Source organism: Eudoraea adriatica DSM 19308, from assembly GCF_000382125.1.
GTDB classification, from domain to species: domain Bacteria; phylum Bacteroidota; class Bacteroidia; order Flavobacteriales; family Flavobacteriaceae; genus Eudoraea; species Eudoraea adriatica.
In genome coordinates this window covers 511103-526376 of sequence record NZ_KB907548.1, presented here as the reverse complement: position 1 = coordinate 526376, position 15274 = coordinate 511103, and the positions used below count along the sequence as shown (strand labels likewise).

The following is a 15274-nucleotide window of genomic DNA, read 5'->3' as shown; positions in this document are numbered from 1 at the left end:
ATATTATGACAGATTACAAACAAATCGAAAACCAGGAAACTGGGGAGACAGAGTTTTTATTCAATGCCACATTACTAAAAATTGGAGAAAGTGTTTTGGAAAATTCTAATGAAAAACTATTCAAAGTGGTAACCCTAAAATTCAATTTACCAGATGGTGAAGAAGTAGAGCGCACAGCAATGTGCTACCAGTCTAACTACCAATATGGAATAGAAGAGGGTAAAAACTATTTGTGTTCCCTATCTTTTGATGAAGATGGAAATCCACAAATCAGAATGTCCCATTTAACGAATGCTGATAGAGCAACCACTGATGACTTTTCTGGATTACTGCAAGTTGCAAAACAACTAATTGATGATAAGGCAGTAATTTAATTCTAAGCATTATCTAATTCCAGTTAAGGACTTATACAGGCTATGTATAAGTCCTTTTTTTATTTAATAACGATTTAAAACAGCTATAATGGAAATACGAATATCCGAAAGGAAAAAAGCAAAAATAAAACTGGCTCTACAGGGGAGTTCTGGTAGTGGTAAAACCTATTCATCTCTGTTGATCGCAAAAGGCTTATTAGGTGGAAACTTCACCAAAACAGCTATAATAGATACAGAGAACAGGTCTGCGGACTTATATGCTCATCTGGGAAATTATAATGTGGTTTCGATGGATCCACCCTATTCTCCAGAAAGGTATATAGAGGCCATTGAGGTCTGCGAAAAGGCAGGGATGGAAGTTATCATAATTGATAGTATTTCGCACTGCTGGGACTACTTAATAGATGTTCACAGCAATATGCCTGGTAATAGTTTCACAAATTGGGGCAAGATAACACCAAGGCAAAATGCTTTTGTCAATAAAATACTTCGCTCTAAAGCCCATATCATATCTACTATGAGGGTAAAGCAAGATTATGTGCTAAATCAGAAAAATGGGAAAATGGTTCCTGAGAAGGTGGGTTTAAAGGCCATACAAAGGAATGACTTAGACTATGAATTTACCATTGTTTTTGACATCGACAGTGCTCACAATGCTAAGGCATCAAAGGATCGTACAGGGCTATTTATTGATAGGCCAGACTTTATAATAAATGCAAGTACTGGCAAAAAGCTAATCCAGTGGTGCGAAAAAGCATCCGGATCAGAAGCCAAAAAGGCTACACTAGAAATAGAAGCTTGTGAAAGCATCGAGGGACTAAGGCACATCTATTCTAAATACCCAGGGATTCGGGATACAATCAAGCCTCTGATAATAGAAAAGAAAAAAGCATTAGAGATGATTGAATCTCAAGTTATATCGAATACACAAATTATTAAACAATCTAAAAACCAAGAAAAATGGAAATGATAACAATCAATAATAATATCGAGAATCAACTTATATCAGAAAATGATGTTACTGTATCACGAGGAAATTTTATACTCGCTAACACTACCCAGGTTAGTATAAATCATATCGAAAAGGAGTGTATAATTCCAGTGTATTCTGACAACGAATCCACTATTTCACATGCTCAATTTATTAAGGCTACTGAAGAGGTCGTACACGCAAATTTTTCTGGACATCGGATATTACAGCCTAATATTAGAGTGTCCCATACTATAAAGGGCCGCGTACCAAGTGCAATAGGAAAACCGGTCAAGGAATTAATACCGGAAGAAAATACAATTTATTATCAACGATGCGCCTTCATAATTGAAGTGCCGGAGATTACAGAAATTGTAAACAACAATAAATTATCTCTATCAATCGGAGGTGTGAGAGCCCTTAATTTTGAGAATTTGTATAGTAAAAGAAAGCTTGAAAAATTTAAGGTATTTATTGGCTATAAAAACTTGGTATGTACTAACCTCTGCATAAGCACTGATGGGTTAAATGCAGATATCAGAGTGAGTAGTGTAGCAGAATTGAAAGATAAGATTAACGAGTTAATCCAACAATTTGATAACGATAGGTTCCTGGGCAACCTAGAGCGGATTAATAAATTCACTTTGGATGAACTTCAGTTTGCACATACCATTGGTAAAATGCGAATGTACACCCATCTAAAAAGGGAAGAAAAAGTTGACAAGTTGACACTTTTGATGAATGACAATCAAATTGGAACAGTAGTGAAGAACTATTATGAAGATGCTAATTTCTCTAGAAGTCAAAATGGAGATATTAACCTTTGGGATTTATACAACCTTATGACCGATGCCAACAAGTCAAGTTATATTGACTCGAATCTGGAGCGCAATGCCAATGCTTTTGAGTTTGTAACTGGACTAGCTGATTCTATGCAGAACCAGACGGAAAATTGGTTTTTAAATTCAATAGTCTTGGATGATATATGAACAAACAAGACCTGGCATGGCAGTTGTCTCACAGCTCGTCAAAATGGATTTATGTTATTACTTGGGATAATCTACTCAAGCAATTATTTACACCCTTCAGAGTGTCTGTATTGAAGCCTGTGGGGTCTTTAAACAAAGGGCAGATTGTTTGGGTGGATCAAGTGAAAGTAACAATGGATTTAAAAACTGTATTTGTCATTGAAGGCTGCGCCTATTTCCATTTTCACTTTGATATTCTTATTGATTAGAAATTGAAATAAAGGAGTTATGCTGTATTTTGGATAATCAAGCTTTTGAGACGGTTTCTCCTGTATCAAAAAACCCCTGAAAATGTTTTGTGCGCATTGGGTAAGAAGAGGAAAAAGGATGAGTTATATAGACTTAAACTTTTTCTCTTCCTAATCCAAGACACCCTCTTTTTGGCAATTATTCTGCATGATTTAAGAAATCCACATTATTATATTATAGCTATTTTCTTATTTCTTATTTAAAATACTGCAACATAATTTTCGTATTTGTAGAGGCTAATTATGTCGATTATGAAATTAAATGGGCTTTAAGATTCAGGTAAACCTTTGATGAAATGTATAAAAGTATTTGAGTTAAATAATTCGAGAAGATAGTGTTATTTATATACTCGTATTATGGTTCATTTGTTTTGGGATAGAATGTAAAAAGTGTGTTAAATACACATTACTATCTAAACAAGCCGTGATATAGAAGCACAAGTCCTTGCTGCATGCTATCCCAATAGATTAACTAGTATAATTTAGATGGGATAAATATGATATTTAGAATATATAACTGAACGGCAAAGTTTCTACTATTATAGACTTAAATGTCAAAAGTGTGAATCTTCCTGGATATCACGCCTCCTGGAGTTCTAGGTTTACTTTTCTTTATACAAAAGTAAACCGAGATCAAATTTATTTTCAATTATGCTGCATCCTTGATATATCTGCCCACCAATTGTTTTGACACATTCAACATATCAGCTATTTCTTTATGAGTTAATGTAGGATCCAATTTATGTATCTCCAAAACTCTTTTATATGTGTCATATTCTAGAACCTCACATATTCTCCATACCTTCTTCTCAATACTAAGCTTCTTTCTCATTTCAGTTCGTCTCCTAGAAGTGAGTTCTTTATTCCATTCATACAACCAAAACCTTAAATATGAATAAGGCTTTTCATAGTTGTCATATATCTCGATACTATGAATTTCCCACTTCCCATTAATCTTGTGATACCACACGTAATCAAAACCATCAAATTTGATTTTGTGATTATTTGGATCAATCAATTGCTCTAATTCTTTGTTACTCCATGAAGTCATTCTATCTGCTTTTCAATACCCTAAAAATAATTAATGCGTTTGCCAGTTCTTGATACTTTACTTTGAAGTTATAAACGAACAGCACCTTACTTGACAGCCAATACTCTTCTTATAGAGCACAGGATTGTCAGTAGGCCACAATTAATTTGAGAACGGTTTTTCAAATAGATTTAGATGGTTATATAATGCTATGCTGACACAGATACGAAAACTAATGGTTCGTTATAATAAATGGTTATAAAAAATGAAGTCTTAATAGGTATTAACTTTTAGGTATTCTATCTTTATTCTTTGTTTCCCTACTATTTTTTATAATTACTGATTAATGAATGAATAAAAATTTCTCTTTAGAGACTTTATGGGCGGAAGTTGGGTTTGTGCCTAATGAATCTCAAGAAAAAGCTATAAAACACATTGATGGTGCTCTTTACCTAACTGCAGGCCCTGGATCAGGAAAAACAAGAGTACTGTTATGGAGAACACTTAATCTAATTGTTTTCTATAACATTAGTCCTGACGAAATAATGCTTGCAACTTTTACGGAGAAAGCAGCACATCAACTTAAAGAGGGACTCCAATCACTTCTCGGGCTAGCAAGCAATCATACAGGTAAACAATATGATTTGGCCAGTATGTATATTGGAACTGTACATTCATCATGTAATAGGCTAATTGGAGATCGAAGATTTTATTCAGATAGAAAAAGAAACAAACCTGTAAAAACGATAGACCAATTAGAACAATACTTTTTCATAAAAAGGCATTCTATTTGGAATAGACTTTTGGATGCAGGAGAATTGGACACTATTGATATTAATGCATACTTCCAAAAGAAAGAACCTTCGTACCCCAACAAGCATAAAGCCATAATAGATATAATAGCTTTATTCAATAGATTTTCTGAAGAAAGATTAGATGTTGAAGAGGCATTGTTTAAAACGGATCAAAGGGATCTGCTGTTTGCTATACTCAGAATGTATAAAGAGTATAGAAATATTCTTATCGAAAATGAAACCTTTGAGAAATGTGATTTATCATTATTGCAAAATAAAGCGTTAGAAGTAATTGAAAGCTTTAAGGACGCATCCAATATTTTCAAGTATTTAATTGTTGATGAATACCAAGACACCAACAGTATTCAAGAGCAATTATATTTTGCCCTTGCAGGAAATAAAAATATTTGTGTCGTTGGAGATGATGACCAGGCTCTTTATAGGTTTAGAGGTAGTACCGTAGAGAATTTTGTGGAATTTCCCAAAAGGGTTAAAAGTTACCTGGGAATTGAAACGACTAAAATTTCGTTATCCATAAACTATAGATCCAAAAGAAAAATTGTGGATTTCTATTCTGGATTTATTGATAAGGAAGACTGGACAAAAAATGGAGATATTACCAGTCAGTATAGGGTGCATGACAAATCTATAGTCGCACATTCAAGTGACAGTCAAACTTCAGTCATTTCCGTCCAGGATGATTGGATTGACCAGACAGCTCAGTTTTGCAAAGAACTTATTCAAAATGAAGTCGTAAGTGACGCCAATCAAATTGCTTTCCTTTTCCCTTCCCTTTCCAATAAAGATGCGAAAAACACTATTCAGACCTTAAGAGATCACGGACTAAACGTATATGCTCCGAGAGCAGGAGTATTTTTAGAGGGTCAAGAGGCAACTGAGTTATTTGGTGTTTTTGCCAATGTTTTTGGGCTACCAGACTCATCAGATTTTTCCGGATTTGAATTTAATCAATACAAAAATTGGATACAAAATGCTGAAAGAACTGGTGCAGAAATCATTGATAGTGATTCTGATTTTAGAAGGTTTGTTGATAACAAAAGAGCTCAATTAGAAACTATTTCAAAGGACTATTCGAGTTTATTAAAGGTCGTAGATAAAAATAACTGGGAGCTTGACGATGTTTTTGATCTTGATAAAATGAGACGGAAATTGGCTCAGGCTAATAACCTTTCAGATGATGCTAAAAAAGCAATATTGAGCCCTTATTTAGCTAGAATAGTAAATGAAAGACAAAATGATGACGCATTACAACCTTTTAAACTTTCTCAAATAATAAATAGAGCAACATCTTTAGACTGGAGTATTCTTGATCTGTTTTATCAAATAACAGGATTTAATCATTTTAAAAATTATTTTGATTTAGCTCAAAATGAAGGAAACGAAGCCCCAATTTGTAACCTCTCTAAAATCACTGAATATTTAAGCAAGTTTATGGAGTTGTACTCCTCCATATTGTCTGGAAGCTTCATGCAAGATGAAGGCTTTTTGAGATTATTCTTTTCTTCATACTTATATACAATCTATCGCTTAGGAGAATCTGAATATGAGAATGACGAAGACCCATTTCCTAAAGGGAATATTCAGGTTTTAACCATACACCAATCTAAAGGCTTAGAATTTCCCATTGTATTTATGTACCCCAAAAGGAGGGAATTTGCTGAAGCTGACCAAAAAGAAGTAATCATTAGAAATTTGAAAGAAGTGGAAGGTGAGCCACTTGATAAAATTGGAAGATTTGACTTAATGAGAATCTTCTATGTGGGTTTATCAAGAGCTGAAAAACTTCTCATTCTACCAAAACTTGCGCCAATAAAATCTAAAAAAGGAAGATGTATTATTTCATATATAAACAATACCCTGCAGGAAACCAATGCTTTAGATATGCAAAGCTTTGACAAATCCTTTCTTGAAATTGATCATGTCAAGGAATCTGCATTAAGCAAACCTTATTCCTATACTGCGGATTATTTAACCTATGATAGATGTCCAAGACAATACATGATTTTCAGAAAATATGGATTTATTCCCTCAAGAACTCAAACCATGTTCTTTGGCTCCTTAGTACATAATACCATTGAAGATTTACACCAGTTTTTAATTTCAAAAAGAGAGCAAGAGGCATGAAAGATGAACTTAACTTACTGAAAAAAGACAAGGCCAAGCTTAAAGAGCTGCAATACCTTGTAGAAGTGGAAGAATGGATAGCTCAAGAATATGAAGCTAACTATGAAAGATTAAGACTAGAAGGAGGCCACGCATTAACTCCCGAAATAAAAAGACAAGGGCTACTTCAAATTATTATGTATTTCAGGAAAATGAGAGAAGTAGCAGAAACTGTTACTGAAACTGAAGTGAAATTAACCTTGCCTGAGCAACTATCTCCAAGGGGAAACAAGTTTACAATTGAAGGAGTTGTGGATATCATTAGAGAAAAAGACACCACGACTATGTATGACGTGAAAACACATGATGCAGATTATGTAAAAGCTAATCAGGAGGATTATTTAGACCAACTAAATGTGTACACCCACATTTGGCAAAACCTAAGAAATGAAAAACTCAATGGCACGGCAATTATAGCAACACAGTTTCCCAGGAGTCTAAAAAAGGCCATTGATGCAGATGATGAAGAAAAATTACAAAGAGAATTAGAAAAATGGGATCCCGTAATTCCAATTGCATTTTCACAGGATAAGGTAGAAACTACCATAAACAAATTTGCCTGCGTAGTGGACAAAATAGAAAGCAGAGAATTTAAACCCCCCAGTATAGATATATTGCTTGAAAGAATAAAAGGAACAAGACAGAGATTTGCAACAAGAGTTTGTAGAAACTGCGATGCAAGGTTTTCTTGTGATGCCTATAGGGAATATTCTCAAAAATCCAGCGCTTATAGCGGTGGGTTTGCGGAATATATAAGTGATTTAGGAAATACGGATGAAGTTGAAAACTTTACGAATACTAATGCATTTGAAACCCCACCACCAACTAACATTGATGATTTAATTTAAAAAGATAAGAACAAAATATGGCTGAAGAATTTACACCCCAATATTCATTTACCGATGACAGACTAAATGAACTAAAGCAGCTTTTTCCAGAAGCTTTTGAAGATGGAGTTTTCAATTTAAACACGCTTAAAGAACTTATTGGGGAGTACAGCACTGATAGCTCAGTAAAGGAACACTTTGGCCTTAATTGGATGGGTAAACAGGATGCGAGAAGAATTGCTGCTAAAGCACCAACAGGCACTTTAAAACCTTGTCCAGGAGAAGGTGTAAATGAAGATTCTACGGAGAACATTTTTATAGAGGGAGAGAACTTAGAGGTACTCAAGATCCTAAGAAAGTCCTACATGAGTAAAATTAAGATGATATATATAGATCCTCCTTACAATACTGGCAATGACTTCATCTATAATGACACTTTTGCTGATAGCACCGAAGATTATTTAAGAAAAACTGGAGAAAAAAGTGATGAAGGACTTTTGGTATCTAACCCTAAATCCTCTGGGAAATATCATGCCAATTGGCTCTCTTTTATGTATCCAAGATTAAGGTTGGCTAAAGACCTATTGAAAGAAGATGGTGTTATTTATATTTCAATAGATGATAATGAATTGGATAACTTAAAAAAAATATGTGATGAAATTTATGGGGAAGAGAACTATAGAGGTACAATAATAAGGTGTACAGGCACTAGAATGGGAAGTGGAAATACAAAAATCTCAAGTGAACTTGATTATGCTCTAATTTATACAAAAACAGAAAAGTTCAGATTTTCTGGCCTTCCAATGGAATTAAAAGATTTAAAAATTTACGATTTAGAGGATGAAAAAGGGAGGTACTTACTAAGATCATTGAGAAGAACTGGAGGTGAAAACAGAAGAGAAGATAGACCTTCAATGTTCTACCCAGTTATATCGCCAGATAAAGAAGAAGTGTTCCCTATAGCTCCGGAAGGTTGGGAGAGTCGATGGGTGTGCTCTGAAGACACATATAAGAAATTATTAAAAGAGGGAGAAATTGAATGGAAAAAAGTCACTAAAAAAGGTATTGGAAAATGGCAAGTTTATCAAAAGCACTATTTAGGTGAAGCTACTAAGTTTGCTTCAAACTTATGGAACGATATTGAAGGAAATAAAAAGGCAACAAGGGAATTAAATGAAATATTTGATGGCATAAAATATTTTGATCATCCTAAACCTGTTGATTTTTTGAAAAGAATTATTAACATCTCAAATGTAAATAATGATGATCTAATTCTAGATTTTTTCTCTGGAAGCGCTTCCACTGGACATGCGGCATTTGAATTAGAATCTAAACATGTAAATTTTATTTTAATTCAGTTGCCCGAAATATGTAATGAAAAAACTAATGCATATAGAGATGGGTATTTAAAAATTTCAGATATAGGTAAGGAAAGGTTAAAAAGGATTTCATCTAAATTGAAAAAAGGCTTTAAAGTTTATAAACAAAATACATCTACCATTTATAAATGGCAAGAGTTTGTCCCTGACCAAGATGGAGCTTTACCAGACTTATTTAATAACTTAGAACTGGCCTATAAAACCCCCCTGCAAGATGGAGTTATTACCCAAGACTTTATTACAGAAGTAATTTTACAGGAAGGGTTTCCTTTAACTTCAGAACAGGTAGAAGTAGTATCTGGCATATTCAAAATAACTCATGAGTGGGTGCCTTACACTTTGTATGTGACTATGTTATATAGTTTCAAGGATACAGATTTTGGCAAACTTGATTTGCAACACACCGACCATTTTGTTTGCCTGGACAAAGCATTTGAAGGTAATGATTCGCTAAAACAGCAATTTGATAATCAGTGTAAACTATTTACCATTTAAGACCTATGAAATTCAAATTTAATCCCAATCAGGAGTTTCAGTTAAAGGCCATTAAAAATGTAGTGGATTTGTTCGAAGGTATTGGAGAATATCATACTCAGTTCACTTTAGGTAGTGAGATAGCGCCAAATCTTCCAGAAGATGAAGATTTAGATGATGATTTCCTTCTGGAAAATCTACAGTTTGTTCAAGAGGAATTTGATATGCAGATGGACGCAAGGGATACACCAACTATGAAAATTGGGGTAAGCCATTCCTTGGAAAAAGAAAGAGGTCAAATGTTAGAAGGAGTGAGCAATGATACTTATGAGTACCCAAGCTTCTCAGTAGAAATGGAAACGGGTACTGGTAAGACCTATGTTTATCTAAGAACTATTCACGAGCTCAGCCAAAAGTATGGCTTCAATAAGTTTGTAATTGTTGTACCATCTATTGCTATCTATCAAGGAGCGAAAAAGAGTTGGGAAATTACAAGAGATCATTTCAAAACTATTTATGGAAATGACTTTTGTGCCCTAAGAGCTTATGATTCCAGTAGAATACAAGAAGTAAAAACCTTTGCTACAGCAAAAAACATTGAAATTCTCCTAATCACATTGGCAGCTTTTAATTCTGTTTCAAACAATCTTTACAAACCCACTGATAAATTACCAGGAGAATTATTGCCTTATGAGTACATTCAACAAACAAGACCTATTGTTATATTGGATGAACCTCAAAACATGGGTTCCCAGAAATCCAAAGATGCATTATGCACATTAAAACCATTATTCTCCTTAAGGTATTCTGCAACACATAGAGAAACTCCAAATTTAGTTTATAGGCTAACGCCTGTAGAAGCATTTAGGAGAAACTTGGTGAAGAGGATTCAAGTAGTTGGTGTAGAGCAAAAAGAATTAGGAGGAAAAGTTCCTATTTCACTTAAAAAAGTCTCAGGAACAGGAAGAAGTGCAAAAGCAACTTTGGCAACCTATACGAGTAAAAATGGAATCCAAAAGATAGAAGAAGTCATTCTTAAAACTGGAGATAATCTTTTTGATAAAACCCATATTGAAGAGCATAAAGGAATGAAAATTCACAATATTGGATCCTCTAAGGGAGAAGAATTTGTGGAATTTGAAAACGGGACAGTATTGACTGCTTATGGAGGAGATGGAATATCAAAACCAGATGTATTTAGATATCAAATAAAAGAAACTCTTGCACAGCATATTGCTCATCAAAAAAAGGTAGAAAGGCACGGAGCAAAAGTTTTATCATTGTTCTTTATTGATAAAGTGAAGAACTATGTTGGAGATGGTATTCAACCAGGAATAATAAAGAAAATCTTTAATGAAGAATTTAGAAAGCTAAAAGACCAGCTTGAAAGATTTAAAGATAAAACCCCGGAAGAAGTACAAGCGTCATATTTTGCTAGTTATAGATATAAGCGAAAGGGAGGCCACGAGGAAACTATTTATTTAGATGATGAGGCATCAAATGAAAAGCAAAGAAAAGCTGAAAAGAAACAGTTTGAGCTTATCATGAGGAAAAAGGAAGAATTACTTTCCTTTGATAATGATGTATGCTTCATCTTTGCACATTCCGCTTTAAAAGAGGGTTGGGATAATCCAAATGTATTTCAGATTTGTACCCTTAATCAAACGCTCTCTAAAGACAAAAAAAGGCAAGAGATAGGAAGGGGATTAAGGTTAGCAGTTAATCAAAAACTTGAAAGACTTAATGATGACCAGGTAAATATTCTTACAGTCATAGCCAATGAAAGCTACGAGTCCTTTGCGAACACGCTGCAGCAGGAATACTTAGAACAAGAAGGAGAAGCTCCGCCAAAGCCAAAGCCAAAGAGAGCCCCTGCTAAGAGACAAGATAAGTTCTACACAAGCGAAGAGTTTAGAGATTTTTGGAAAAAACTAACGCTGAAATCAATTTATACGATAAATGTAAATTCAGATAAGTTATTAGCTGAAATCAAAGAGAAATTTAAAGACAAGAAAAACAATACTTTTCCTGTACCAAAGGTAGTCATCAGTAAAGGTAACTTTGTAATTACTACGTTCACTTTCAGAATCAAATCTTTTGAAGATAACAATACTGCTGTGGTTAGTGTCATAAAAGAAGATACTAAAGGTAACCGAATTAATTTGGGAGGTGATTTATTTGATGGAGGATTACTAATTTCTGAAAATGATGATCTAGAAAAGCTTTTAAAAGAACCCAAATTGAGAGGGTTTAAGGTAAACTCAATTGAGTCAAAAAAGTCTAATCCAGATATTGAATTTAAAAATGGGTTTAAAGTTTCAAAGTTTAAACCAGAAACCTATACAGTTAGTGATAATAGGGACGTTAAATCAAAAGATTCTAAATCAGGACTTTCTAAATTTCCTATTTTCAATGTTGTCAACAAACTTGAACAGGCAACTTCTCTAACAAAGGAAACCTGTTTCAAAATTCTTAAAGCTGTTCCGTATGATGAGCTGCCTAAACTATTTAGAAATCCTGAAGGGTTTACAAACAAGTTGATAGAAATAACCAAAAATGCACTTGCCATTCATGTAGCTGAGAACATTGAATTTGAGCTATCCAAGGACATGAAAGAAGATAATTTAGAAGAACTCTTCCCGGAAAAAATAGATTACGTACAAACTGAGATAGTTGAGTCTGAAAATCATGGATTATACGATCGCACCCAAAAAGACTCGGAAATTGAAGAAGTTTTTGTGAGTAGTAAATTGGAGGTTGATAATAATGTACAATTCTTTTTCAAGTTCCCATCAAAATATAAAATTGACTTCCCTAAAATTATAGGTAACTATAATCCTGATTGGGGAGTTCTCAGAAAAGATTCCGATGGAGTGAAGGTTCAATTAATTAGAGAAACAAAAGGCACTGCTATTATTGAAAATCTAAGGTTTGTACACGAAATAAATAAAGTTAAGGTGGCCAAGAAACATTTTAAATCACTTGGAATTGATTATGATGTTATAAAGGGAGATGAGGATAAGTGGTATATAAAAAAAGAAGATGCAGAATTAAATGGGCTGCTTTAAAAAGTCAAAGAGTTGTTCAAATTGATATGTCAAAATGGCAAAATATTGCGTTATTCTCAATAAAATACCCAATTCTCTAAACAGGAAAAGCTAATCGCCTGATAATCAGGTATAATATTTGTGATATAACTATGTTTATGTCAAATAGAGCTTTAAGTTTAGTCACTTTCAGTCTTATGATGCCGTTTATTCCTTTTCAACTACAATTGATATTAGTGTAATGCAATCAAGTTTTATTATCTGGTGCTAGCATTTTTCTCCAAGTTTAAGGCCCCTGGATAATACTAGTGTAGAACATCTTAATTTAATATTGGGTATAAGCGCATTAATTTCTTTCTCTGCAATTTCAAGAATTTCTTTTGAAGCTTGTACATATCCTTGCCCATCAAAAACTATAAATTCTTCCAATGTTATATTTTGGGCATTACTAGTAAGTAAATACTTTATAGAACCTATTGACCCATCTTCATGTTTTATATTATTAGCCTTCAAGACTTTAATGGGCTCGGAATTAAGAACTGCACTTAATCCAAACTTATTCTTATATAATTCAATTCGGTTTCTTGCACCTAAATAGTCAGCATGTGCAAGTTTGTCGGCCAATTGTTTGGCAATTTTCATTTTATCCGAATTATTTCCCAAAAGGTCATCAATATGCTTATCCAACTTTTTCCTTTGAATCTTATGATCAGTCGATTTAAATTCATCCCACGTAGCAGCTTCAATAAATCCCTGGTGAGATTTAATTTCTGATGCAATCCTGATAAGGAACTCCATTGATCTCCCAAGCTCTAGGAGCTTTACCATTTTATCCCAAGATTCATTAAAATATTCAATTAAATTCTTTCGAGTATTATCCATGTTTCGTTCCAGGTAATTATTAATTGTAACTAAAATAATGAATGGATTTGTAATAGTATTTAGTACGGTAATATTAAGATTTTTATAGACCACATCATTATATAATATAACTGATGTTGCAGTGGTTGGTTTTTGGGATATAGAATAGAGTGGGCGAGAACAAGCAATTACTTATAGCCAATGTTGTGCTTTCGTTATTTTTTTAAAGAAATCTCTTGTTGACAAAGAGCTATTATTTCATCTATGCTCCTTTTTAGATTTTTATAATTTCTTTCATTTTTTCTGTTCCAAATCCTTGTACTATTTACAAGATTTTCAAACTCCAACAATTTGTAAACTTCCTTGTAGTCCGCATCAAATCCAGAAGCAATCTGTGAGTTTTGTTTACCATCGCTAGTAATACTTGTATAGTTCGAGTTTTTGTATAAGAAAGGAAAAATGAATTGATTTCGCTCATTCACCGCCCAGGTTTCATCTTCTTTAACATCATTCAGAAATCCATTCCAACTGGAAAGTAAGTTCTTCAGTTTTTCATTTTTGATAATCTGAATCTTTCCTGAACTTATAATGTTTTCTAATATACCATTACTTGGGTCATAAGTTATTATGCTTGTTAAACCCCAATTTATAAGAGAATCACTTTCAATTTTGGATAGCTTCATTTCACGATTCCCAGTATTATTTAAAATTGTTTCACAGCTTTTCTGTATTAGTTGTGCTCTTTTTATCGAACGTTCGAGTTCATTTTTATTATAAGTAAATTCTTTATGAAGTGATTCTATAAGTTGTAATTCCTCTTTGTTTATTTTTCTATTTTCATTCCAATTATTAATCTGTAAAGCAATCAAAATCCCAATAACTACAAGTACAATTTCACCAATAGCGTATTTAAGGTATTTACCAGTTTTGTTTTTCTCCATTAGGTCGTAGCGAATTTTTCTAAAGAATTTAATCATGCGAAGTTGTGGTTGGCCGTTGCTTTACCAAGATACTGAATTATCCTTTATAGCTTTATCCTAAATGATTAAGTTGAAAATTAAAGACCACCACATTAGACAGAGTAAAAGATGTCGTAAAGGTCGGGGGGTAGCTATTCTTAATTGTAAGATGCTTATTGATATAGAAACTATACCTGATTTGACCTGAAAAAGTAGAAACCTATATCTTTTGAAGAGTCATTGAAAAGTCTATTTTACAAGAGAACGGTTTGATAGTGTTTCTAAGACTAACTACAACAATCTTTGTTTTGTTGAATGGGTGGACAAGCTACCGTACCATAGGAGCAGAATACACAACAATCCCCCTCTTTGGGTCTTAATACTTCTTTACAATTTTCACAATCATAAAAGAATTGGCAAGCTGTTGTTGGCATCAGTTCTTCCTTGCTATGCCCGCACTTTGGACATGTAATCGTGGATTCCAAAATAACTTCCATTATTCTATTAATTTATATCCCGTTTTCCTAATAGCTGATTCTATTTCATCTGCGGTCACCAAACTATTATCATACTTTATGAAAGCTTTGGATGTTTCATAATTTGCATTGACCTCTAAAATGCCCTCTAGTTTATTTATCTCGTTTTCAATATGCGCTTCACATCCTGTACACGTCATTCCTTCTACAGAATATGTCAATTCAACTACGTTACTTTCAGATACATAAACTACTTGCTTTCCAGTATTTGAGTTGGGATAAAACATATGAGAGTAGTAAGGAAATGCCAACATTGTACACGCAAAAATGGTAACTAAAAATAGGAATGTTTTGGATTGGATAAATTTAGGTTTATCATCATCACAGGCGCAATCAATATCCTCTGAACGTGGTTTTAATTTTTGATACCATGCAAAACCAAGAATGCAAACGGTAATACCTATTAAAATAGGTCTGTACGGCTCTACCCAAGAAAAGGTAGAAGCAATTCCCGTAGTACCAGAAAGCAACGCCAAGACAGGCGCAATACAGCATAGTGAAGCTACAATGGCTGAAAATATTCCAGCAAAAGCAGTTCGATTGGATGTCACAGTTTTTTTCAT

The 15274-nt window shown here is 33.7% G+C and carries 13 protein-coding genes; 8 read left to right on the top strand and 5 right to left on the bottom strand.

The window, feature by feature from the left end:
• The first annotated feature begins 5 nt into the window (after positions 1-5).
• The 4 genes from G504_RS0109410 (at position 6) to G504_RS18520 (ending at position 2581) form a co-directional block, all read left to right on the top strand.
• Positions 6-374 carry a hypothetical protein gene (locus tag G504_RS0109410; RefSeq protein WP_019669921.1) on the top strand — a complete coding sequence of 123 codons (369 nt, stop codon included), beginning with the start codon at positions 6-8 and terminating at the stop codon, positions 372-374.
• An 88-nt stretch (positions 375-462) separates the two neighbouring features.
• Positions 463-1344, top strand: a complete 882-nt coding sequence (locus G504_RS0109405) for an AAA family ATPase (protein ID WP_019669920.1) — start codon at positions 463-465, stop codon at positions 1342-1344.
• Positions 1335-2333 (top strand): DUF3871 family protein, encoded by a 999-nt coding sequence (locus tag G504_RS0109400; RefSeq protein WP_019669919.1) that lies wholly within the window; start codon positions 1335-1337, stop codon positions 2331-2333. Before G504_RS0109405 ends, G504_RS0109400 begins: the two co-directional genes overlap by 10 nt.
• The gene (locus G504_RS18520) at positions 2330-2581 is read left to right on the top strand and encodes a hypothetical protein (RefSeq protein ID WP_019669918.1); all 252 of its coding nucleotides are present in this window, start codon (positions 2330-2332) and stop codon (positions 2579-2581) included. Before G504_RS0109400 ends, G504_RS18520 begins: the two co-directional genes overlap by 4 nt.
• A 688-nt stretch (positions 2582-3269) precedes the next feature.
• On the opposite strand, the gene G504_RS0109390 is transcribed toward G504_RS18520, so the two are convergent.
• Entirely contained in the window at positions 3270-3671 is a 402-nt protein-coding gene (locus G504_RS0109390; protein ID WP_019669917.1) for a winged helix-turn-helix domain-containing protein, read from the bottom strand.
• Between the two features lie 329 nt (positions 3672-4000).
• Between G504_RS0109390 and G504_RS0109385 the strand changes: the two genes are divergently transcribed.
• From G504_RS0109385 to G504_RS18505, 4 genes are read left to right on the top strand one after another with little or no spacing between them, the layout of a single operon-like run.
• A complete protein-coding gene (locus G504_RS0109385) occupies positions 4001-6589 on the top strand; it encodes a UvrD-helicase domain-containing protein (protein ID WP_019669916.1) in 2589 nt (862 codons plus the stop codon).
• A complete protein-coding gene (locus G504_RS18515) occupies positions 6586-7476 on the top strand; it encodes a PD-(D/E)XK nuclease family protein (RefSeq protein WP_019669915.1) in 891 nt (296 codons plus the stop codon). The genes G504_RS0109385 and G504_RS18515 overlap by 4 nt, the downstream gene beginning before the upstream one ends.
• Before the next feature lie 17 nt (positions 7477-7493).
• Positions 7494-9329, top strand: a complete 1836-nt coding sequence (locus tag G504_RS18510; RefSeq protein ID WP_019669914.1) for a site-specific DNA-methyltransferase — start codon at positions 7494-7496, stop codon at positions 9327-9329.
• Positions 9330-9334: 5 nt separating this feature from the next.
• Entirely contained in the window at positions 9335-12376 is a 3042-nt protein-coding gene (locus tag G504_RS18505) for a restriction endonuclease (RefSeq protein WP_019669913.1), read from the top strand.
• A 246-nt stretch (positions 12377-12622) separates the two neighbouring features.
• Here the strand turns inward: G504_RS18505 and G504_RS0109365 are convergent, their stop codons facing one another.
• The 4 genes from G504_RS0109365 to merTP all read right to left on the bottom strand — a co-directional run bounded on the left by G504_RS0109365 (position 12623) and on the right by merTP (position 15274).
• Positions 12623-13237: a hypothetical protein gene (locus tag G504_RS0109365; protein ID WP_019669912.1), complete on the bottom strand. Its 615-nt coding sequence runs from the start codon at positions 13235-13237 to the stop codon at positions 12623-12625.
• A gap of 194 nt (positions 13238-13431) precedes the next feature.
• Positions 13432-14193 carry a DUF6090 family protein gene (locus tag G504_RS19215; RefSeq protein ID WP_157473178.1) on the bottom strand — a complete coding sequence of 254 codons (762 nt, stop codon included), beginning with the start codon at positions 14191-14193 and terminating at the stop codon, positions 13432-13434.
• A 269-nt stretch (positions 14194-14462) separates the two neighbouring features.
• A complete protein-coding gene (locus G504_RS19980; RefSeq protein WP_083930726.1) occupies positions 14463-14672 on the bottom strand; it encodes a GDCCVxC domain-containing (seleno)protein in 210 nt (69 codons plus the stop codon).
• Positions 14672-15274, bottom strand: coding sequence for a mercuric transport protein MerTP (gene merTP / locus G504_RS0109355; RefSeq protein WP_019669910.1), 603 nt, complete (start codon positions 15272-15274; stop codon positions 14672-14674). Before merTP ends, G504_RS19980 begins: the two co-directional genes overlap by 1 nt.

Bases quoted from the DNA above. Each gene is read 5' to 3' on its own strand.
- G504_RS18505 (WP_019669913.1), top strand. From the start codon at position 9,335: ATGAAATTCAAATTTAATCCCAATCAGGAGTTTCAGTTAAAGGCCATT.
- G504_RS19215 (WP_157473178.1), bottom strand. From the start codon at position 14,193: ATGATTAAATTCTTTAGAAAAATTCGCTACGACCTAATGGAGAAAAAC.
- G504_RS0109410 (WP_019669921.1), top strand. From the start codon at position 6: ATGACAGATTACAAACAAATCGAAAACCAGGAAACTGGGGAGACAGAG.
- G504_RS18510 (WP_019669914.1), top strand. From the start codon at position 7,494: ATGGCTGAAGAATTTACACCCCAATATTCATTTACCGATGACAGACTA.
- G504_RS0109385 (WP_019669916.1), top strand. From the start codon at position 4,001: ATGAATAAAAATTTCTCTTTAGAGACTTTATGGGCGGAAGTTGGGTTT.
- G504_RS0109400 (WP_019669919.1), top strand. From the start codon at position 1,335: ATGGAAATGATAACAATCAATAATAATATCGAGAATCAACTTATATCA.
- G504_RS0109365 (WP_019669912.1), bottom strand. From the start codon at position 13,237: ATGGATAATACTCGAAAGAATTTAATTGAATATTTTAATGAATCTTGG.
- merTP (WP_019669910.1), bottom strand. From the start codon at position 15,274: ATGAAAAAAACTGTGACATCCAATCGAACTGCTTTTGCTGGAATATTT.
- G504_RS0109405 (WP_019669920.1), top strand. From the start codon at position 463: ATGGAAATACGAATATCCGAAAGGAAAAAAGCAAAAATAAAACTGGCT.
- G504_RS19980 (WP_083930726.1), bottom strand. From the start codon at position 14,672: ATGGAAGTTATTTTGGAATCCACGATTACATGTCCAAAGTGCGGGCAT.
- G504_RS18515 (WP_019669915.1), top strand. From the start codon at position 6,586: ATGAAAGATGAACTTAACTTACTGAAAAAAGACAAGGCCAAGCTTAAA.
- G504_RS18520 (WP_019669918.1), top strand. From the start codon at position 2,330: ATGAACAAACAAGACCTGGCATGGCAGTTGTCTCACAGCTCGTCAAAA.
- G504_RS0109390 (WP_019669917.1), bottom strand. From the start codon at position 3,671: ATGACTTCATGGAGTAACAAAGAATTAGAGCAATTGATTGATCCAAAT.